At 67.3% G+C, this 19,790-nt stretch carries 18 protein-coding genes; 3 read left to right on the forward strand and 15 right to left on the reverse strand.

All coding sequences use genetic code 11. From position 1 onward, the window contains the following. Positions 1 to 16: 16 nt before the first annotated feature. The 3 genes from LCM32_RS00435 to LCM32_RS00445 are packed head-to-tail and all read right to left on the reverse strand — an operon-like array spanning position 17 to position 3,857. On the reverse strand, positions 17 to 1,372 hold the full coding sequence (locus LCM32_RS00435; protein ID WP_224819093.1) for a cytochrome c: 1,356 nt from the start codon (positions 1,370 to 1,372) through the stop codon (positions 17 to 19). A gap of 11 nt (positions 1,373 to 1,383) precedes the next feature. After that, positions 1,384 to 3,153, reverse strand: a complete 1,770-nt coding sequence (locus LCM32_RS00440) for a GMC family oxidoreductase (protein WP_224819094.1) — start codon at positions 3,151 to 3,153, stop codon at positions 1,384 to 1,386. A 2-nt stretch (positions 3,154 to 3,155) separates the two neighbouring features. Next, positions 3,156 to 3,857 (reverse strand): gluconate 2-dehydrogenase subunit 3 family protein, encoded by a 702-nt coding sequence (locus LCM32_RS00445; RefSeq protein WP_224819095.1) that lies wholly within the window; start codon positions 3,855 to 3,857, stop codon positions 3,156 to 3,158. Positions 3,858 to 4,480: 623 nt separating this feature from the next. Here LCM32_RS00445 and LCM32_RS00450 point away from each other — a divergent pair. Next, a complete protein-coding gene (locus LCM32_RS00450; protein ID WP_224819096.1) occupies positions 4,481 to 5,554 on the forward strand; it encodes a TRAP transporter substrate-binding protein in 1,074 nt (357 codons plus the stop codon). A 236-nt stretch (positions 5,555 to 5,790) separates the two neighbouring features. Here LCM32_RS00450 and LCM32_RS00455 read toward each other — a convergent pair whose 3' ends face one another. The 10 genes from LCM32_RS00455 to LCM32_RS00500 form a co-directional block, all read right to left on the reverse strand. Further along, positions 5,791 to 6,111: a hypothetical protein gene (locus tag LCM32_RS00455; protein WP_224819097.1), complete on the reverse strand. Its 321-nt coding sequence runs from the start codon at positions 6,109 to 6,111 to the stop codon at positions 5,791 to 5,793. Between the two features lie 15 nt (positions 6,112 to 6,126). Beyond that, a complete protein-coding gene (locus LCM32_RS00460) occupies positions 6,127 to 6,837 on the reverse strand; it encodes an orotate phosphoribosyltransferase (RefSeq protein WP_224819098.1) in 711 nt (236 codons plus the stop codon). Then, a complete protein-coding gene (locus tag LCM32_RS00465; protein ID WP_224819099.1) occupies positions 6,834 to 8,102 on the reverse strand; it encodes a Zn-dependent hydrolase in 1,269 nt (422 codons plus the stop codon). Before LCM32_RS00465 ends, LCM32_RS00460 begins: the two co-directional genes overlap by 4 nt. Further along, positions 8,099 to 9,037 carry a dihydroorotate dehydrogenase gene (locus LCM32_RS00470; protein WP_224819100.1) on the reverse strand — a complete coding sequence of 313 codons (939 nt, stop codon included), beginning with the start codon at positions 9,035 to 9,037 and terminating at the stop codon, positions 8,099 to 8,101. Before LCM32_RS00470 ends, LCM32_RS00465 begins: the two co-directional genes overlap by 4 nt. Further along, positions 9,037 to 9,879: a dihydroorotate dehydrogenase electron transfer subunit gene (locus tag LCM32_RS00475; RefSeq protein WP_224819101.1), complete on the reverse strand. Its 843-nt coding sequence runs from the start codon at positions 9,877 to 9,879 to the stop codon at positions 9,037 to 9,039. The genes LCM32_RS00470 and LCM32_RS00475 overlap by 1 nt, the downstream gene beginning before the upstream one ends. A gap of 12 nt (positions 9,880 to 9,891) precedes the next feature. After that, on the reverse strand, positions 9,892 to 11,175 hold the full coding sequence (locus LCM32_RS00480; RefSeq protein ID WP_224819102.1) for a TRAP transporter large permease: 1,284 nt from the start codon (positions 11,173 to 11,175) through the stop codon (positions 9,892 to 9,894). Further along, entirely contained in the window at positions 11,172 to 11,669 is a 498-nt protein-coding gene (locus tag LCM32_RS00485) for a TRAP transporter small permease (RefSeq protein ID WP_224819103.1), read from the reverse strand. The genes LCM32_RS00480 and LCM32_RS00485 overlap by 4 nt, the downstream gene beginning before the upstream one ends. A 98-nt stretch (positions 11,670 to 11,767) precedes the next feature. Continuing rightward, positions 11,768 to 12,772, reverse strand: a complete 1,005-nt coding sequence (locus tag LCM32_RS00490; RefSeq protein WP_224819104.1) for a TRAP transporter substrate-binding protein — start codon at positions 12,770 to 12,772, stop codon at positions 11,768 to 11,770. 152 nt (positions 12,773 to 12,924) lie between these two features. Further along, entirely contained in the window at positions 12,925 to 13,806 is an 882-nt protein-coding gene (locus LCM32_RS00495; protein WP_224819105.1) for a helix-turn-helix domain-containing protein, read from the reverse strand. A 300-nt stretch (positions 13,807 to 14,106) separates the two neighbouring features. Next, the gene (locus tag LCM32_RS00500) at positions 14,107 to 14,760 is read right to left on the reverse strand and encodes a pyridoxamine 5'-phosphate oxidase family protein (RefSeq protein ID WP_224819106.1); all 654 of its coding nucleotides are present in this window, start codon (positions 14,758 to 14,760) and stop codon (positions 14,107 to 14,109) included. A 60-nt stretch (positions 14,761 to 14,820) separates the two neighbouring features. Between LCM32_RS00500 and LCM32_RS00505 the strand changes: the two genes are divergently transcribed. After that, positions 14,821 to 16,245, forward strand: a complete 1,425-nt coding sequence (locus tag LCM32_RS00505; RefSeq protein ID WP_224819107.1) for a PLP-dependent aminotransferase family protein — start codon at positions 14,821 to 14,823, stop codon at positions 16,243 to 16,245. A 30-nt stretch (positions 16,246 to 16,275) separates the two neighbouring features. Here LCM32_RS00505 and LCM32_RS00510 read toward each other — a convergent pair whose 3' ends face one another. Beyond that, complete coding sequence (locus LCM32_RS00510) at positions 16,276 to 18,561, reverse strand: adenosylcobalamin-dependent ribonucleoside-diphosphate reductase (RefSeq protein ID WP_224819108.1); 2,286 nt, start codon at positions 18,559 to 18,561, stop codon at positions 16,276 to 16,278. Positions 18,562 to 18,677: 116 nt separating this feature from the next. On the opposite strand from LCM32_RS00510, the gene LCM32_RS00515 reads away from it, so the two are divergent. Next, positions 18,678 to 19,106 carry a DUF1489 family protein gene (locus LCM32_RS00515; RefSeq protein WP_224819109.1) on the forward strand — a complete coding sequence of 143 codons (429 nt, stop codon included), beginning with the start codon at positions 18,678 to 18,680 and terminating at the stop codon, positions 19,104 to 19,106. 41 nt (positions 19,107 to 19,147) lie between these two features. Here the strand turns inward: LCM32_RS00515 and LCM32_RS00520 are convergent, their stop codons facing one another. After that, positions 19,148 to 19,768 (reverse strand): VOC family protein, encoded by a 621-nt coding sequence (locus LCM32_RS00520; RefSeq protein WP_224819110.1) that lies wholly within the window; start codon positions 19,766 to 19,768, stop codon positions 19,148 to 19,150. Positions 19,769 to 19,790 lie beyond the last annotated feature (22 nt).

Raw genomic sequence — 19,790 nt, forward strand, 5'->3', positions numbered from 1 at the left:
CAGTCCCGGAGGGGGCTCAGTGGCTGGCGCCAGCGGCCCGGACAGCGGCGACATCGGCGGCGGTGACGGCGCTTGCGTCGTTGCCCCAGGCCGAGCGCAGGAAGCTGGCCAGTTCCGCAACCTCGTCATCGGAGAGACGGTTGGCGTAGCCCTGCATGCGCAGCGTCATCGGACGTTTCGCAGTGCCCGGCACCTCGGCCCCGTTCAGGATGATCGAGACCAGCGGCTTGGTTTCCGACCCGGTGACAAGCGCGTTGTGTGCCAGTTCCGGGAAGATCTCGGGCGCACCCTTGCCGGTCACGAAGTGGCAGGCCGAGCAGTTGTCGAGGTAGAGACGCGCACCGAGCGAGATGTCCGGGCTGGCTTCGGTCAGCATCTTGGCCGTCGCTTCGCCTGCGGCATCTGCCGGGGCCGGCGCCATCGAGCGGTGATCTGCCGCTGCGATCGTGTCCGGCAGGTCCACATCGGCGCCGTCGATCCCCTTGAGGAACGCCGCCATGGCGATGTTGTCCTCGTCGGTGAGGTGCTGGAGCGAATGCTCGACCACGAGGCCCATTTCGCCGTTGGCGGCGGAATGCGCGTTGCGGCCGGTGGCGAGGTAGAGCGCCAGTTCTTCCGTGCTCCACTGCTGGGGCGCGCTATCGGCACCGCGCAGGGCAGGGGCGTTCCAGCCGTCGATCACGCCGCCGGTGAGGAAGTTCTCGTCCGAGGCGGTGATGCCATCCTGCGACATGAAGGCGGTACGCGGGCTGTGGCAGGCCGCGCAGTGGCCCGGACCTTCGACAAGGTACTGGCCGCGGGTCTCGGCTTCGGTCGAGCTGGTGGGGGTGAAGCCCGGCTCATGGGTGAGCGCCAGCCAGTTCCACGCCCGGATGCCGAAGCGCAGGTTGAACGGGAAGGAGAGCTTGGTCTCTTCCACCTTGTTCGACACCGCGGGAACCTCGGTCATGATGTAGTCGTAGAGGGCGCGCAGGTCCTCTTCGCTCATCAGGCGATAGTTCTCGTAGGGCATCGCGGGGTAGAGGTGCGTGCCGTTCGGCGTCACGCCGTCCACCATCGCGCCACGGAAGTCGGCATAGGACCAGTTGCCGATGCCGGTGTCCTTGTCGGGGGTGATGTTGGTCGACCAGATGGTGCCCATGGGGCTGGCGATGGCACGGCCACCGGCCATGTTCTCGCCGCCATCGGCGGTGTGGCAGGCCACGCAGTCCGAGGCATGCATCACGTATTCGCCCTGACCGGGTTCTGGCTGCCAGTCGGCGGCCAGATCGGTCGCCGGTGCGCTACGCTGCACCGGCACGAAGATGAAGGCCAGCAGGGCGACGACGCCCAGAACCGCCAGCCCGGCAATGATACGGAGAAAAGTTTTCATCTACGCTCTCCTCAGACCAGCGGACGCGGGTTGGACAGGTACTGCGTCCGGATGGCGTGGACCGTGTGGTACGCCAGGCCGCCGACGAGGCCGGTGGGGTTGTACTGGGTGTTCTGCACGAAGTTGCCTGCGCCCATGGCGAAGACGTTGTGCGCCTTCCAGGTCTGGCTGAACTTGTTCACCGCGCCTTCGGTCGGGTTCGCCGACATGATGTGGCCGCCGGTGTTGTGCGTGGTCTGGTACGGACGCACGTCGTATTGCGCGCCGATGCCCTTGAAGCCCGACTGCATGACGTCCGGGTTCATGGAGGCCGCGAGTGGTTCCATCTGGGACTTCATGTACTGGTTCATCCGCAGGTCGTTGTCCTGCCAGTTGAACGTCATCCGCATCAGCGGACGGCCGTGCTTGTCCTTGTAGGTCGGATCAAGGTCGAGGTGGTTGTTGGCATAGGACATGTGCGAGCCGTGCGACCCGATCGACATGGCGTGGCCGTACCACTCGCCGATGCCTTCCTTCCAGCCTGCGCCCCACGATGCGGTGCCCTTGGGCAGCGGCATGTTGCGGATCGGCTGGCCGTTGAAGGTACCCGAACGCCAGTAGGAGCCCCCGATGAACCCGAGCGCACCGAAGTCGTTCTGGTTGACCGAGAAGTCGTCGATGCACATCCCGTTCGCGCCGTGGCCGACGAAGGGGTTGAAGTTCTCGTCCTTGAAGAACATCGAGACGCCACCGTTCATCTGGTAGGCGTAGTTCTTGCCGAGCGTGCCCATGCCGGTCAGCGGGTTGTAGGCTTCGCCCAGCCCCGAGAGCAGCATCAGGTGCACGTTGTTCAGCTGGTAGCTGGACAGGATCACGATGTCGGCGGGCTGGAAGACCTCTTCGCCGGCCTTGTGGTCCCAGTAGGTGACGCCGGTCGCGGTCTTGCCGTCTTCGGCCAGTTCCACGCGCAGCACCTCGGACTCGGTCCGGTAGGAGAAGTTGGGCTGCATCTTCAGCGCATCCAGGATCGCCGTCTGGGGCGAGGACTTGGAGTACTGGTAGCAGCCGTAGCGCTCGCAGAAGCCGCAGAAGTTGCAGGGGCCCATCTGCATCCCGTAGGGGTTGGTATAGGCCGTGGAGGCGATACCGGCAGGGGCGGGGAACGGGTGGTAGCCCGCGGCCAGGCAGGCCTCCTGGAACTTCGAGCTGTCGTAGGTCGTCGCCGTGGGGGGCATCGGGTAGTCTTCCGACCGCCAGCCCTCGAACGGGTTGCCGCCCTCGCGGATCTCGCCGTTCACGTTGCCGGCCTTGCCGGAAATCCCTGCGACCTTCTCGAAGTGGGTGAAGAAGGGCTCCATCTCGTCATAGCTGACGGGATAGTCGCCGAGGTTCATGCCCTCGGGGATGATCTCTTCGCCCCAGTTCTCGGCCACGTAGGACCGCAGGCGCAGTTCCTCGGGCTGGGGACGCCAGTTCAGGCCGTTCCAGTGCGTGCCGGCACCGCCAACGCCGTTGCCGGGCAGGAAGGAGCCGAGCGAGCGATAGGGCAGAGCCGTTTCACCGTCGTTGCGGCGCACGGTCACCGTCTGCTGCGACGGCTTCTGCATCATCTTCAGACGGACGCCGTACTTCAGCTCGTCGATCTGTTGCGGGTACTCGAAGTTGGGGACGGTGCTCTGGTCATGGCCGCGTTCGAGCGCGACGATTTCGAGGCCCTCGCGGCACAGTTCGATCCCTGCGATCGAGCCGGTCCAGCCGAGGCCAACGATGACCACGTCCTTTTTCTTTTCCTGACGTGCCATTCTTATGCCCTTTCACCGCTGATCGAGACGGGACCAAGCGGGTATTTCACGTTGTGCCGGGTCGGCCATTCGCGGAACGCGGCGCGCGCGCCCGGGAAGCCGATGTAGACCCAGGACTGCATTTCGAAGTTCCCGCCGTACTGCGGGTCCGCGAAATAGCCTTCCTTGGTGTTGGCGAGCAGGATGGTGAAGAAGTCACGCACCTCTGCGGGCAGGCCGACCTCGCCCTTCTGGAGGGCGGTCAGGGCTTCGTCCTGCTGTGCCGGCTCCAGCGCGGCGAATTCCGCCTGGTAGGTCTCTTCGCACCATGCGTTGAAGGCGGGGATGCCCTGACGGTAGACCTGCGCCGGGTTCAGCGGGGTCTGCCAGCCGCGGGCCGGTTCGGCGTTCGCGTCGTGGGGGCCTTCCATGTACCAGTCGTCGGCGGTGCCGTAGTCACCGGCCAGCTGGAGGTCGATGAAGACCGGAACGCGGGCTTCGAGGGCGCCGGGGCCATCGCCCTCGGAGGGGATCAGCCGCGCGGTCGCGGCCATCACGAAGGCCCATTCATCTGCGGTCAGATACTCGGGCGAATAGTCGTCAAGGGAGACGGGGGCGGGTTTGGTCTGCGCCGCAGCGGGCAGTGCAAGCCCGCTCAGTGCCATGCCGGCGGCGGAAGCTTTCAGGAAGCTCCGGCGGCTGGGGAGTCCGGGGATGTCGGTCATAATGTAGTCCTGCCGATCTGGGTGGGAACGTCTGCGCGGAGATGCGCAGCGACTATCTGTCGCGTAGTTTGCGACAAGATGGCGCGCAAGCCGGGCAGATGGAGGGGCAGATCGGCTATGTTTTGAGCGGGTAGCTGCAAGGATGAGCGATGCGCTGAGGGCGAATCTCTCAAGATGCCGTAAAAAGCACTTCAAACTGAATGCTGCACGTCAACAGGGCTCAGAAGTTTCGCTACGTTAAAGGGCCGGAATAGACCGATGTACACAGTACATGTGCGATGGTGCACATAGGCATTTCGGCTTGTGATCACAAAATTGAATGCCCGCCCAGCCTCTTGGTGCCGCCCGGAACGACACTCGTCCCGTGTGGCATATGGCGGGGGAAAGGCCTGCGGCGAGTCGCGGTCTGCAGCGCTATCTGCACGCTCTTGAAAATATCCATTCCGCTCCCGCGCGACAGCGTCTAGGCTGAGGGCGGAGACGGGCTTTGCCCGGAGGAGAAGACGGCAAATCGACGCGGGCGGGGAGGCCCGGGACGAGGCGCCGGGGCCACGTGCCCGAAACACCGCAGGGTGGCCCGGCCGCGATCGGCGCACCCAGCACCGTCAGGGAGGAGACGTCGGATGATCCGTGATCTGGCAGGGGGCCTTGTGGCCCTCGCTTTCGCCGCCACCGTGGCGGCCGCGCCGTGCAAGCTGGGCGCGCAGGGGCTGCCGCAGCCTGTGAACATCGCCAAGCCGCGTGTCGAACTGGCGCTGTCCCACTGGCTGCCTGCGGATCACCCGCTTGTCACCCATGGGTTCATCCCCTGGGCGCGGTCGATCGAACGCGCCAGCGGGGGCCGGCTGGAGGTGATGCTCTACCCCGCGCAGCAACTCGGCCGCGCGGCCGAGCATTACGACATGGCCCGCGAGGGCAGCGCCGACATCGTCTTCATCAATCAGGGCTATTCGCCGGGGCGCTTCCCGTTGCTCTCGCTGACCGAGATGCCGATGCTCGTCTCCGACGCCGTTGCCGGGTCGAAGGCAATCCAGCAGTGGTATGCGGATTATGCCGTGCAGGAGATGGAGGGCGTCTATCCCTGTCTGCTGTTCCAGCATGACCCCGGCACCCTGCATGCGACCTCCGGGCCGCTCACCGCGCCGGCGGACCTGAAGGGGCGCAGCGTGCGTCCGGCCAATGGCACGATGGTGCAGTTGATCCGCGATCTGGGCGGCGAGGCCGTGCTGGCCCCCGCAACCGAGATGCGGGCACTGCTGGAACAGGGCGAGGTCGAGGTGATCGCGGCGCCGTGGGACAGCCTCGTGACCTTCGGGCTGGACCGGACGCTGACCCACCACCTCGATATGCCATTCTACAGCTCGACCTTCGCCATCCTGATGAACGCGGAGCGGATCGCGGGGCTTGCCCCCGAGGACCGGGCCGTCATCGCCCGGCACTGCACGCCCGACGCGGCCGAGCGGATGGCCGCGGGCTGGGTCGAGGAGGAGCAGAAGGGCCGTGCCGTGCTGGACGGGCGGCCGGGCCACGTGACTTATCGCCCGTCACCGGCCGAGATCGCGGCATGGAAGGCCGCGACGGCGCCGCTCATGGAGGGCTGGCGGGTGAACGTCGCCAACCAGACAGGCGTCGATCCGGACCTTGCCCTTGCGGCGCTGGAGCGGCGGCTGGAGGCCGCGGGCGCGCTTTACGAGTGAGGGGCGCTGCGCGGGCCTGCGGGAGAGAGACGAAAGTGCCGATAGCGTCGCCATGAGGTGCCACGAGATGTGCCCGGGGCAGGAGGTTCCAGCCGGTCCCGCGCGGCACGGCGGCGGAGGACAGGGGATGCCCTCCGCCGATCCACCGGGGCCGCGGGGGCTGCCCGGTGCATGGGATTCACCTGTGTGACAGCTGTCCGGGGCCTGCCGTCAGGCTGCCGGCACAGGCTGCCAGATTAGGCGCGGGTGCTGGCGCGGGCCGCGGCCACGCGGTTCAGCGCGGCGAGGATCGTCTCGGGCTCGCCGGCCTCATAGGCGGCCTGCAGCGTTTCGATGTCCTTCTGGAAGGCCTCGAAGCTCTGCTCGAGGTCCTGTTTCGACATCGGCATCCGCTCGTGCAGCTCGGCAAAGCTCTCGGCGCTGGTGGCGATCAGGTAGAAGGCCGCCGCGTGCTGCGGTTCGGCCACGGCCTTGGTGAAGGATTTCTTGGCCACCGCCTCGTAGGCGAGAATGCTGCGGCCCTGTTCCTTGAGGGTGTCGAGAATGAAGGCGAACATGGTCTAATCCTTTGTTCAGAAGATCAGGCGGCGGGAGCCGCCGTGGGCCGCGGACCAGTCCAGCGGCGCGTCGAGGAAATCTGCGATGCGGGTCAACTCTTCGGGCGTGAACCACGTGCCGTCGCGGGCGACGGTCAGGATATCGCGCCATGTGGCGAGGGCATGCAGCCGCAGCCCGTGATCGGCGAGCGCCGCGCGGGTTTCGGGGAAGATGTCGTACTGGAACAGCATGATCACGTCGCGCACCCGCACGTCGGCCTGCCGCAGCGCCTCGCAGAAGCGGATCTTGGAGGCACCGTCGGTGGTCAGGTCCTCCACCAGCAGCACGCGGCTGCCGGGCCGAGCCTCACCCTCGATCATCGCGGAGGGGCCGAAGCCCTGTGCCCGCTTGCGGACGTAGAGCATGGGCTTGCCGGTCATCGCGGCGATCCATGCGGCAAAGGGAATGCCCGCCGTTTCGGCACCTGCGATGCTGTCGATCTGGTCGCGGCCGATGTCGGCGTCCAGTACCTCGACGGCAAAGCGCATCAGCATCTCGCGGATCGCGGGATGCGAGATCACCTTGCGCACGTTGATGTAGACCGGGCTTGCCACGCCGGAGGACAGGATGAAGGGCCGCTCGCCGGCCAGTTCCACGGCGCCGATTTCCAGCAGGGCGCGGGCGGTACGGCGGGCGAAATCCTGTCGGGTTTCGGGGGCGAGGGGCATGGGCAGGGGTCCGGTCATTCTTCGCCCTCCAGATAGGCGGAAAGCACCGCCGTGCCCACCATGAAATCGCTGATCTCCATCGCCTCGTCCGGGTTGTGGCTGCCGTTGCGGTTGCGCACGAAGACCATGCCCGCGGGAATGCCCGCCTGCGCGAAGATCGCCGCATCGTGCCCGCCGCCCGAGGCCATGGTGAAATGATCGCCCGTGGCGCGGGTCATCGCCGCCTCCAGCCCCGCGATGATCTGCGGGTCCATCAGCGCGGGGTCGACCGCGACCTCCGCGCCGGTGTCGAAGCTGACGCCGCGCGACCGGGCGATGTCGTCCATTTGCTCGCGCAGGTAGGCGCGCATCTGGTCCAGCACCTCGACCTCCTGCGAGCGGATGTCGAGCGAGAAGGCCAGTTCGTCGGGAATGCGCGAGATCGCGTGGCGCGTGGGATCGGTGCCCACGATCCCCGAGGTCAGCACGAGGTCACGGCCGGTCTGCGACAGGTGCCGCCAGGTGTCGTCGAGCCGGTGCATGAGTTCGGCAAAGGCCAGCACCGGGTCATGGCGATAGGCCCGCGGCACCGCGCCGGAGTGGCCAGCCTGGCCGATGCATCGGATCAGCCGGTGGCGGAAGTTGCCGCGGATGCCCGAGACGACCGCTGCGGGAATGTTGCGTTCGACCAGCAGCGGGCCCTGTTCGATGTGCAACTCAAGGTAGGCCTCGATCTTCGACAGGTCGCAGATCGGCTGGTTGGCGGCGATCGGCGCGGTGTCGATGCCAAGCGCGTCGAGATGCGCGCGCAGCGGGCGCTCGTCGGCCTTGTGGGTGGCGGCGAGTTCATCGGCAGGCAGCAGCCCGGTCAGCATTTTGGAGCCGAGATAGCAGGCCCCGAACCACGCGCTTTCCTCGCCGCGCATGGCAAGGCATTTGACCGGACGGCGGAAGCGGGTGCCGGTACGGGCGGCGCGGATCAGCACGATCAGCCCGGCGGCGACCCCGGCGAGCCCGTCGAAGTTGCCGCCCATGGGCACGCTGTCCACGTGGGAACCGATGAGCACCCAGCTCTCCGCCGTCGCATCGTCGGGCAGGGAGAAGAGCAGGTTGCGGCCCGCGTCTTCCTCGACCGCCAGCCCGTTGCGGCGGGCGAAGTCCGCCAGCCAGTCGAGCGTCGCGGTCTCCACCTCGGAAAACGCCGGGCGGCTGACGCCCGCCGCGTCGGGCGAGAGCGCGCGGATGCCGTCGAAGATCTCCTCCGCCAGCGAGGCGAGGGCCGGATCGGCCTGTAGGTCCTTCATTCGTGCAGCCCTTCTGCCGGGGCTTCGACCGTGCCGATGATCTGCGACAGGGCGGTGACGCCCTGCGCCTGCATCCAGCCCGAAAGCTCTGCCACGAGACGCGCCATGACGGTGGGCGACTGGAAGGTCGCGGTGCCCACCTGAACGGCGGCGGCACCGGCGATCAGGAACTCCAGCACGTCGTCCAGCGTGGCGATGCCGCCGCAGCCGATCACGGGGATACTGCAGGCCTGCGCCGTCTGGTAGGTCATCCGCAGGGCGATGGGCTTGATCGCCGGGCCCGACATGCCGCCCATGACGTTGCCCAGCTTGGGCCGCCGGGTGGTGATGTCGATGGACATGCCAAGCGCGGTGTTCGCCACCACGAGGGCATCGGCCCCTGCGGCCTCGGCGGCCAGTGCGACCTCTACCGGCTCGCCGGTGTTGGGGGTCAGCTTGGCCCAAAGGGGCAGGTCCGTCTCGGCCCGCAGGCGGGTGACGACGTCGTGCGTCGTCTCGGGGCGCATGGCGAAGGCCTTGCCGTTGGCCTCGATATTCGGGCACGAGATATTCGCCTCGATCGCCGCCACGCCGGGCAGCGAGACCTCGGCGCAAAGCCGGGCGAATTCATCCACCGAATGGGCCGAGATCGAGACCACCAGCGGCGCGCCGTAGCGGGCCCAGTAAGGCAGCATGCGCTCGCGGAAATCCTCGATCCCCTTGGAGGGAATGCCGATGGCGTTCAGCATCCCGCCCTGCAGGTCGCAGACCCGGGGCGTGGGATTGCCGTCGCGCTTGCCATGCATGATCGTCTTCAGGACATGCGCGCCGAGGATGTCGAGGTCGAAGACATCGGACAGGTCCTCGGAAAAGGTGCCAGAGGCCGGCATGATCGGGTTGGCAAGGCGCAGCGCGCCCACCTGCGCCGAGAGGTCGGGGGTCATCAGGTCCTTCATCACATCGCCTCCGCAATGGGGAAGACCGGGCCTTCGCGGCAGACCCGGCGCTGGATCACGCGCTCGCCCACCCGGAAGGGGCGCACGCAGGCCTGACACATGCCAAGGCCACAGGCCATCTGCTGCTCCATGGCGATCTCGCCGGGGATGCCGTGGGTGCGGCCAAGGTCCTGCAATAGCCGCAGAAGGCGCGAAGAGCCGCAGGTGTAGAAGGCATCGACCTCGCCCTTGGCGATCCGGGCCTCGATCAGCGGGCGCAGCGCCTCGGGGGTGGAGGAGCCGTCCTCGTCATGGACCACGATCACCTCGGCGCCGTAGTCGCGGAACAGTTCGACCGACATGGCCAGTTCCGGGCGACGGGCGGAGCAGATGGCGGTGAGGCGGCGGCCCCTGGCCTGTGCCTCGCGCGCCAGCGGGGCCAGCGTGGCAAGGCCCACGCCGCGGGCGACCAGCATGAGGTTCTGCCAGTCCTCGGGCATCGAAAAGCCCTGACCCAGCGGCCCCAGCACGTTCAGGCTGTCGCCCGCGCGCAGGGTGGCAAGGCCCCGGGTGCCCGCACCTGCGACCTTGTAGAGGAACTGGAGGCGGCCTGCCTCGGCGTCATAGCCGTAGATGCTCATCGGGCGGCGCAGGAAGGGGTGTTCGCCCTCCGGCGCGGGGCAGAGCAGTTGGAAGAACTGGCCCGGCTGGCAGTTCAGCGCCTCGCGCGGCGCGTCCAGCACCAGCAGGCGATATTCGCCGTTCACGGGGGTGTTGGAGACGACGACGGCGCTTGCCTCGAGGCAACGGGCGCTCAGGCCCTCGGGCGCAGGCACCGAGAGGATCGTGGGAGACAGGGACATTTTGGACCTTTCTCAGCCGAAGAAGAGACGCGGCACGAAGAGCGAGATTTGCGGGATGTAGGTGATCAGCAGCAGCACGATCAGGTTCACCACGACGAAGGGCCAGACACCGGCGATGATCTGCGCCACGGGGCGCCCCAGCGTCGAGGAGGCCACGAAGATGTCGAGCCCGAACGGCGGTGTGATCATGCCGAGGCAGACGTTCAGGGTGACGATCATGCCGAAGTGCACCGGGTCGATCCCGAAGCTGAGCGCGACCGGGTAGAGCGGCGGCACCAGCACCAGCATGGTGGAGTTCGGATCGACGAACATCCCCGCGATGAAGAAGCAGACGTTGACCGCGATCAGGAAGGTGATCCGCCCGGCATCCGCCGCGTCGAGGAAGGAGATGATCGAGTTGGGCACCTGCGCCAGCGTGACGAAGAAGGAGATCAGCCCGCCCATGGCCAGCAGCACGAAGATGATCGCAGTGTTGATCGCGCTCTCCTCGGTGATCTTGAAGAGGCCCTTCAGGTCGAGGCTGCGGAAGACGATCATTTCCACGAGGATCGCGTAGACTACGCTGACGGCGGCGGCCTCGGTCGGCGTGATGACGCCCGAGTAGATGCCGCCGAGGATGATCACCGGCATGCCGAGCGCCCATTTCGCATCCCACATGGCGCGGAAGCGCGCGGACCACGGCAGTTTCGGGCCCGGCTGCACGCCGTCCTTGATGGCCTGCAGGTGCACGAAGACCGAGAAGGCGATGCCGAGGACGACGCCCACCGCAAGGCCGCCCGCGAAGAGCTGCGAGATCGAGGTGCCGGTGATCCAGCCGTAGACGATCAGCGTGATCGAGGGCGGGATCAGCAGGGCGGTCTCGGCGCTGGCGACCAGCAGGCCGAGGGAGAACTTGTCGGAATAGCCCGCCGCGCGCATCTCGGGATAGACCATGCGCCCCATGGCGGCGACCGTTGCAGGTGCCGAGCCCGAGACCGAGCCGAAAGCCATCGAGCCGCCGACGACCACGTGGCCGATGCCGCCGCGGGTGTGGCCCAACAGGGCCTTCACCACGCCCACCAGCTGGCGCGCGATCTGACCCGAGCCCATGAGGTTCGCGGCGAAGATGAAGAAGGGGATGGCCAGCAGGGTGGAATGGTCGATGCCGCCCACGATCTTCTGCACCACCGCCGCATCGGGCAGCTTGCCGTAGAAGGCTTCCTTGTAGGCGAGTGCGGGCACGCCCAGCACCAGCAGCATCTCGAAACCGGCGGCCAGAAGGACCACCGCGAGGAGGATAATCAGGGTGAGGATCATGCGTCGGACTCCTGCGGCGCAAAGCGGTCGATCACGCCGAAGAGGCTGAGACCGTAGCGCAGCGCCAGCAGGACGAAGCCCACCACCGGCGCGATGTAGATATAGCCCATGGGCACGCCCAGCGTGGGCGAGCTCTGGCCGGTTTTCAGCACGAACTGCACGAGGCCCCAGCCCAGCCATGCGACGTAGAGGCTGAAGACGACGCCAACCACGTCGATGCTGCGCTGCACCAGCTTGTGCAGGTTGTCGGGCAGCTTCTCGCGCAGGTTGGTGATGCCGACGTGCTTGCCTCGCTCCAGCGCGAGGCCGAGGGCGAGGAAGACGAGGAAGAGGTTCATCAAGCGCACGGCCTCTTCGATCCAGGCGAAGCGGCTTGCGAAGGTGCCGCCGATTTCCCGCGTGACCACGGAACCGGTGTAGAGCAGCACCATGGTGAGGAAGAGCGTGACCAGCACGCTGCGTTCGATCACCCGGAGAAGGCGGAGGGCTTGCATGAGAACTCCTCTGAAACAAAGAACCCGGGCGCGGGGCAATGCCGGCCCGGGCAAGTCGGCCCGCCCGAAGGCGGGACGGGGAGAATTTGAAGGGCCGCTTACTGCGCGGTTTCTTCCATGTAGATGTCGAGCAGCTTCTGGCCGGCCTCGCCGGTCTTGGCGACATAGGCCTCGGAGGCCGGGCCGAACATCTGTTCGCGGAAGGCGGCACGCTCTGCCTCATCCGCGACGCGGACGTTGGTGCCTGCTTCCTTGATGGCTTCCAGCGAGGCTTCGACGGCCGCGGCCTTGTGGGCGGTCATCTCGGGGATCACTTCGGCGAAGGCATCGGTGATGATGGTCTTGTAGTCGTCCGGCAGGCTTTCCCAGAACATCGGGTTGAAGAGGACGACATCCTCCATCGCGCCGTGGTCGGAGACGACGAGGTACTTCTGCACTTCGTAGAACTTCATCGCGCGGATGGTGTCGAGCGGGTTTTCCTCGCCGTCCACAACGCCGGTCTGCAGCGAGGTGTAGAGCTCGCCGAAGGGCAGGGCGATGGCGGAGGCGCCAAGCGCGTTGAACTGTTCGATCAGGATCGAGCTGTCCATGACGCGGAACTTCTGGCCCGCGAAATCAGAGATCGAGTCGAGCGGCTTGTTCGAGGTGAACTGCTTCTTGCCGTTCGGCCAGAGCTCGATCGCGACGAGGCCCTTGTCCGAGAAGCTGTCGAGCAGCGCCTGACCGAAGGGACCGTCGCGCAGGGCGGCGGCGGCCTCGGCGTCCTCGGGGATCAGGTAGGGAATGTCGAGGATCGACACCAGCGGGTTGAAGCCGCCGAGGAAAGCGGCGGGGGCGACGGTCGCCTCCATCGTGCCGAGCTGCACGCCTTCGTTCATCTGGCGCTGGTTGCCCAGCTGGCCCTGCGGGAAGATCTGGAATTCGACGGCGCCTTCGGTGCGCTCCTTCACCAGTTCCGCGACCTTCTCGAGGTGGATGTGGCGGCTCTGCTGGGTGGATTCGAGGTGGCCGATCTTGGCGACGTAATCCTGCGCCATGGCAGGCGCGGCAAAGCCGAGGCCAGTTGCCGCGACGGCGGCGAAGAGGATGGAGGTGGTTTTCATTATACGCTCCCCGGGGGTCCCTTGTTGCGATGGATGCCTGAGCGTTCACTCTAGCGTGTCCGGCGTCAATGGGGAAAATCTCAAAAATGAGACGACGGCGCAAGCCCTGACGTGCACGTTGGGTCAGTTGCCGTGATTTTGGGCGCTGTGGCTCAGGTGATCCCGTGCTTCGCGATCAGCGATTCGACGTGGCTCGCGGCTTCCATCCCCTTGAGGGAGGTGGCCCAGAGCCGCTGCGCGATCTCTTCGTGCAACTCCAGCGCCTCAGGGGCCTGCGTGATCAGCCCGACGCCCACCCGGATGTTGGGATTGTGGCCCAGCCGGAAGGGGCTGATCGTCAGTGTCGAGGCACCGCCCTTGCGCGCGATCTGGAACGAGGTCGAGGGGATCGGTTCGCGCGCGACGCCGATCTGGATGCCGATGTCGGGCTCGCGCAGCATGCGCACGATATGCTCAACCTCGGCGAGCGCCATGCGGCGGCGGACCTGCCGTTCCCCGGGGGCGAGGTCGAAGCGGCCTTCCAGCCCGTCGCGCAGGAATTTCTCGAGATCCTGGTCCGAGATGATCGAGGCCAGAAGCGGGCGACGTTGTTGAAAACGCTGCTTTCTCTGGGTCAGGATCGACAGGATCGTATCCACGTCGGGCGCAGCGCCCCCGCCCACGGACTCGCGCAGGACATCGGCCAGAACCCGGTCGTAATTGTCCGTGGTGACGAGGTAGGAGATCGGGCTGAAGAGACCGATGATCTGTTCGCTGTCCTCCTCGATCTGTCGCATCCGTTCGAAGAAACCGACGGCGTTCGCGACATATTCGATGCCAACGCCCAGCAGGGTGGGCAGAGAAACATGGAGCTCCTCGGCAATGGCGGTCAGCATCTCGATCTTGGCGATCTCGCCCTTCTCGGCGCGGTAGAGCGCGGCACGGGAAATCCCCAGCCTCTGGGCGAGGTCCTCGGGCGAGAGGCCGCGGCCCAGCCGGTGGGCGCGCAGCCGCGCCCCGACTTCGAGGAAGTTCACCTTGCTGGACTGGGTCACCCTGTTTCCGCCGTTCGATCCGCTCTGCGACCGATGCGGCCGCGTCTCGAAATTGATCCAAGCACGGGTGGCCGGGGGCTGCAATGGGGGTTTGATCGGGGCGGGACGGGCGGAAACACCAGAATCACGCATGAATTCAGGGTATGGCGCGCCGTTGCCGGCGGCGTCGAAATCTGGACGCTGGGTGTGCGCTGCCGGAAATTCAGGCGATTCGGGCGTGGATCGGCCCCGACCAGGGGGCGCTCTCACTCCTGAGACAGGCGCAAAGAGCGGGGCGCCCGGGGGCACCCCGCGCGGGCGTCAGCCCATGCGGAAGTCGCGGATATGCGCGGGCATCTCCACGCTGTCGAGGTTGCGCGGATCGGGAATCGGCTCGCCCACGATGGTCTGCACGGGGATCACGCCGGCCCAGATCGGCAGGGCGTAATCCTCGTCCTCGTCCGACGGCTGGCCGGTGCGGACCTTGGCGGCGCCCTCTTCGATCTTCAGGCCCAGCACCATCGTGCCCTTCAGGTCCTGTTCGTGATCCGGGCGCAGCCCTTCATAGCGGCCCGGGAAGAGGCCGTTCACGAAGCGCGTCAGTTTCGCCAGCTTCTCCGCCGGGTCCTCCACCTTGAAGGCGGTCCCGAAGAGCGTGACCGAGCGCGAGTTGACCGAATGGTGGAAGCCCGACCGCGCCATAACGAAACCGTCGAGGATCGACACCGAGAGGCAGACCTCGGCCTCCTTGCCCGCCCGCAGCGCGCGGCTGGCCGAGGAGCCGTGCCAGTAGACGTGATCGCCCTCGCGCCATTGCAGGGTCGGCGTGACATAGGGCTTGCCGTCCATGACGTATCCGACGCTGCACAGCGGCTGCGCGTCGAGGATCGCGTCGATGGTCTCGCGGTCGAAATGCCCCCGCTGGTGCGAACGGCGCAGGCGGCTCCGGTCCGTGACGGGAAGGCTGTCGGCCATGGGATGTTCCTTTCTCTTCGATTGTCCGATGGGGGATAGCGCGGTATTGGAGTGTTAGACATGTCCACATCTGCGATTTCTCACCAGTCCAATCTGGACGCCGCCCTGTTCCGGCTCACGCTGGACCGCGAGGGTGCGCAGCCGCTGCAGCAGCAGCTGGCCGAGGCGCTGCGCTCGCTGATCCGCACCGGGCGGCATGCGGGCGCCCGCCTGCCTTCCAGCCGGACGCTGGCGGCGGAGCTGTCGGTCTCGCGGATGACGGTGACGACGGCCTATGACCAGCTCACCGCCGAGGGCTACCTTGTCGCGCGGCGCGGGGCAGGGACCTTTGTCGCGGCGGACCTGCCGCATCTCGCCCCGCCGGCGCCGCGGCGGGCCCCGGCGCTCACGGCGCCTGCGCCTTACCTGCCGTTCCAGCCAGGCGTGCCGGATCAGCGGCTCTTTCCCCATCGCCTCTGGGCGCGCCACCTTGAGCGGGCCTGGCGCAGCCCGCCTGCGGCCTTGCTGGCGCGGGCCGATCCCTTCGGCTGGGGGCCCCTGCGGGTCGCGATCAGCGAACACCTCGCGGCCTGGCGCGGGCTGGAGGCAGCTCCGGACCAGATCGTCATCACCGGGGGCGCCTGGGATGCCTTTGACCTGATCAGCCAGCAGGTTGCCCTGCGCGGCGGCGGCATCGCGGTGGAGGACCCGGGCTGGCCCACGCTGCACCGGCTGCTGGCCCGGCGGGGCGTGGCGCCGCACCCGGTGCGCATTGATGCGCATGGGTTCGACCCGTCCGCCTGTCTGCCGGGGACGGCCGCCGCGGTGGTGACGCCCTCGCGCCACTATCCCACGGGGCGGTCGATGCCGCTGGCGCGGCGGCTTCAGGTGCTGCACTGGGCCGAGGAGACCGGCGCGCTGGTGATCGAGGACGATTACGACAGCGAATTCCGTTATCAGGGCCAGCCCTTGCCCTCGCTCGCCGGTCTCGACGGGTTGCGGCGCACGATCTACATGGGCAGCTTCTCCAAGCTGCTCAGCCCCGCGCTGCGCATCGGGTACCTCGTCCTGCCCGAGGCGCTGGTGGGGGCCATGCGCGACGATCTGGCCGTCACCGGCGTGCGGGCCTCGCTGCTGCCGCAACCGGCGTTGGCAGGCTTCATGGCAAGTGGCGAGTTCGCCACCCACCTGCGGCGGATGCGGCGGGTCTATGCCCGGCGGCAGGCCCACCTGCTGGGCGCACTGGAGGCCGAGGGCGTCGGCCGGTTCCTTGCCCTGCAGGCCGACCCATCCGGGATGCATCTCGTCCTGCCGCTCCTTGACGGGCAGGAAGACGCGGCCTTGGCCGCACGGGCGTCAGAGCGCGGGATCGCGCCCCGCGCGCTGTCCTCCCACGCGCTGTTGCCGGACGGGCCGCAGGGGCTGCTCCTCGGCTATGCCGCCTATGAGGAGGAGACGCTCTCCGCGGCAGCGGCGACACTCGGCGAGGTTCTGGCGGTGCGCTGAGGCGGTGGGCCGGGTCTCAGGCCAACCGTCTCACCCGCACTTCGAATGCCCGCAGGACGTACAGGTCATGCACCCTTCCAGCATCTGAAGCGTGTACTGGCCGCAGGAGGGGCAGGCCTTGCCGCGCTTGCCGCTCTCCAGCCCGATCACCTTGGCCTGCGGGTCGGTCTTCAGGCCGGTGCCCTCGCCCTCGATGAAGCCGATGGAGACGAGGTGGGTCTCGATCACCCCGCCGATGGCCGCAAGGATCGAGGGGATGTACTTGCCCTTCACCCAGGCCCCGCCGCGGGGGTCGAAGACGGCCTTCAGCTCCTCGACCACGAAAGACACGTCGCCGCCGCGCCGGAACACGGCCGAGATCATCCGCGTCAGCGCCACGGTCCAGGCGTAATGCTCCATGTTCTTGGAGTTGATGAAGACCTCGAAGGGCCGCCGGTGGCCGTTGATGACGATGTCGTTGATCGTGATGTAGATCGCATGCTCGCTGTCCGGCCATGTCAGCTTGTAGGTGTTGCCCTCCAGCGCCTGCGGCCGGTCCAGCGGCTCGGACATGTAGACCACTTCGCCACCCTCGTTGGGCAGGGGCAGGTCCGGGCTCTCGCCGGGGGCGGCCTCGGTCGTCTCCGAGACTGACAGGACCGAGCCGGTGACATCGTTGGGCCGGTAGGTGGTGCAGCCCTTGCAGCCCAGATCCCAGGCCTGCATGTAGACATCCTTGAAGGCGTCGAAGGAGATATCCTCGGGGCAGTTGATCGTCTTGGAAATCGAACTGTCGACCCATTTCTGCGCGGCGGCCTGCATCTTGACGTGATCGGCGGGCGGCAGGGTCTGGGCGTTGACGAAATGCGCGGGCAGGGGGGCGTCGCCCATCAGCTGGTGCCAGAGCGAGACAGCGTAATCCACCACCTTCTCCTCGGTCCGCGAGCCGTCCTTTTGCAGCACCTTGCGGGTGTATTCATAGGCAAAGACCGGCTCGATCCCCGAAGAGACGTTGCCGGCGTAGAGCGAGATCGTCCCGGTGGGGGCGATCGAGGTCAGCAGGGCGTTGCGGATGCCGTGCTCCGCGATGGCCGCGCGCACATCCTCGTCCATCTGCCGCATGGTGCCGGAGTTCAGGTAAGGCTCTGCCTCGAAGAGCGGAAACGCGCCCTTCTCCTTGGCCAGATCGACGGAGGCGAGGTAGCTCTCGCGCGCGATCAGGTGCAGCCACTCCTCGGTCTGCTGCGCGGCTTCGTCCGAGCCGTAGCGCAGCCCGACCATGAGCAGCGCATCAGCCAGCCCGGTGACGCCCAACCCGATGCGGCGCTTGGCCTGCGCCTCGGCGGCCTGCGCGGCGAGCGGGAATTTCGAGGCATCCACCGTGTTGTCCATCATCCGCACCGCCACCCGCACGAGGCCCGACAGCGCGGCGGGGTCGAGGCGGGCGTCCTCGGTGAAGGGATCGGTGACGAGACGGGCGAGGTTCACGGAACCCAGCAGGCAGGCGCCATAGGGCGGCAGGGGTTGCTCGCCGCAGGGGTTGGTGGCCGCGATCGTCTCGACGTAGTTCAGGTTGTTTGCGGCATTGATGCGGTCGATGAAGATCACGCCCGGTTCGGCGTAATCGTAGGTCGCCTGCATGATCCGGTTCCACAGGTCGCGGGCCTGCAGCGTGTGATAGACCTTGCCGTCAAAGACCAGCTCCCACGGGCCGTCGGTCTTGACCGCTTCCATGAAGGGATCGGTCACGAGGACGGACATGTTGAACATCCGCAGCCGGGCGGGATCGGACTTGGCGGCGATGAAGGCCTCGATATCCGGGTGGTCGCAGCGCATGGTCGCCATCATCGCCCCCCGGCGCGATCCGGCGGACATGATCGTGCGGCACATGGCGTCCCAGACATCCATGAAGGAGAGCGGGCCCGAGGCATCGGCGGCCACGCTCTTCACATCCGCGCCCTTGGGCCGGATGGTCGAGAAGTCATAGCCGATGCCGCCGCCCTGCTGCATGGTCAGCGCGGCCTCCTTCAGCATCTCGAAGATGCCGCCCATCTCGTCCGGGATCGTGCCCATGACGAAGCAGTTGAACAGCGTCACCTTGCGCCCGGTTCCGGCGCCTGCGGTGATCCGGCCTGCGGGTAGGTACTTGAAGTCCTCCAGCGCGGCATAGAAGCGCTCTTCCCAGTCGGTGGGCTCGGCCTCGACGGCGGCCAGCGCCCGTGCGATGCGCCGCCACGTATCCTCGACAGAGCGGTCGATGGGCGTGCCGTCGGCCTCCTTCAGCCGGTACTTCATGTCCCAGACCTGTTCTGCGATGGGGGCGGCGAAACGGCTCATGACGGGCTCCTCGGCACTCTGGTCGTCACACTTGGCGGCGTCAGTCTTGCGGGCCGGGCGGTTGCTCTCGTCCCGCAGACACCTAATATAGACGCAAGACCTTGGAGAGTCAGCCCTTGCCCCACGTACATATCGTCAAACTGTCGGTCGGGACCGAAAGCGTCGCGGATCTCGCTGCATGGCAACAAATGCGCATCGCGCAGGCCCCGGACGGCCTGCCGCGGCATGTCACGCGCATGTGGCCCAAGCGCGAGGCCGAGATCCTCGACGGCGGGTCGATCTACTGGGTGATCAAGGGCGTGATTCAGGCGCGGCAGAAGATCCTGCGCCTCGACGAGGTGATCGGCGAGGACGGGGTGCGCCGCTGCGCCATCGTGCTGGACCCGGAGCTGGTCGAGACCCGGCCCGCCCCGCGCCGCCCGTTCCAGGGCTGGCGCTACCTCAAGCCGGAGGAGGCGCCCGGCGACCTAGACGCCCGCGCCCGGCAAGAGGCCGATCTGCCCGCAGAGTTGCGCGCGGTGCTCAACGACATCGGCGTGCTGTGATTTGAGGCAGTGCTGCCCGCCGGGCGGGCAGGGCTGTCTTGTCAGGTCAGTCGACGGACGCCATTCGGCGTGGCGATTTCCGCCACCAGCGACAGCGCCCCGGTTCCGATCTCGATCCGGGGATCGGCGAGCCAGGGCTTCAACCTTCCCGCGATACCGGCCCCCTCGGGGTGACGGATCTGCAGCCGGGTCAGGGTGCAGCCAAGGTCGGGCATCTGGCGTGGCGGCAGCGTGCCGGGGGCCCACTGGATCAGCGTCGGAAAGGCCCCGCCATAGGGCAGGGCGCCGTCGTCGGGCACCGTGATCTGCCAGCGCAGCTCGCCCCGCGTGGCCTCTATCGCGGGGCCGGAGGCGGGCGGCAGGTCGGGGTGCAGCGCGGCCATGTCGGCGGTGCGGATCACCCAATGCGCCAGCCGCGGCTCGGCAGGCGGCGTGTCGAGGCCGAACCACCGCGGGCGGGCCGGGGCAGGGGCCTCGGGGTTCGGCGCGATCACTTCGAGGAAGGCGGCGGGCCCGATCCGCATCAGGCAATTGTGGGTGCCCATGGTCGGGTGCACCCCGCCCTGCGGCACCATCACGCCAAGCGCCCGGCCGACATGGGCCAGCCCGCTTTTCAGGTCGCGCGCGGCAATGACGATATGGTCGAATTCGGCAAGCGGCATCGGGGTCTCCTCCTGCCGTTCA

The organism is Pseudooceanicola nanhaiensis (genome assembly GCF_020171315.1).
In the GTDB taxonomy this organism is placed as follows: Bacteria; Pseudomonadota; Alphaproteobacteria; order Rhodobacterales; family Rhodobacteraceae; genus Pseudooceanicola; species Pseudooceanicola nanhaiensis_A.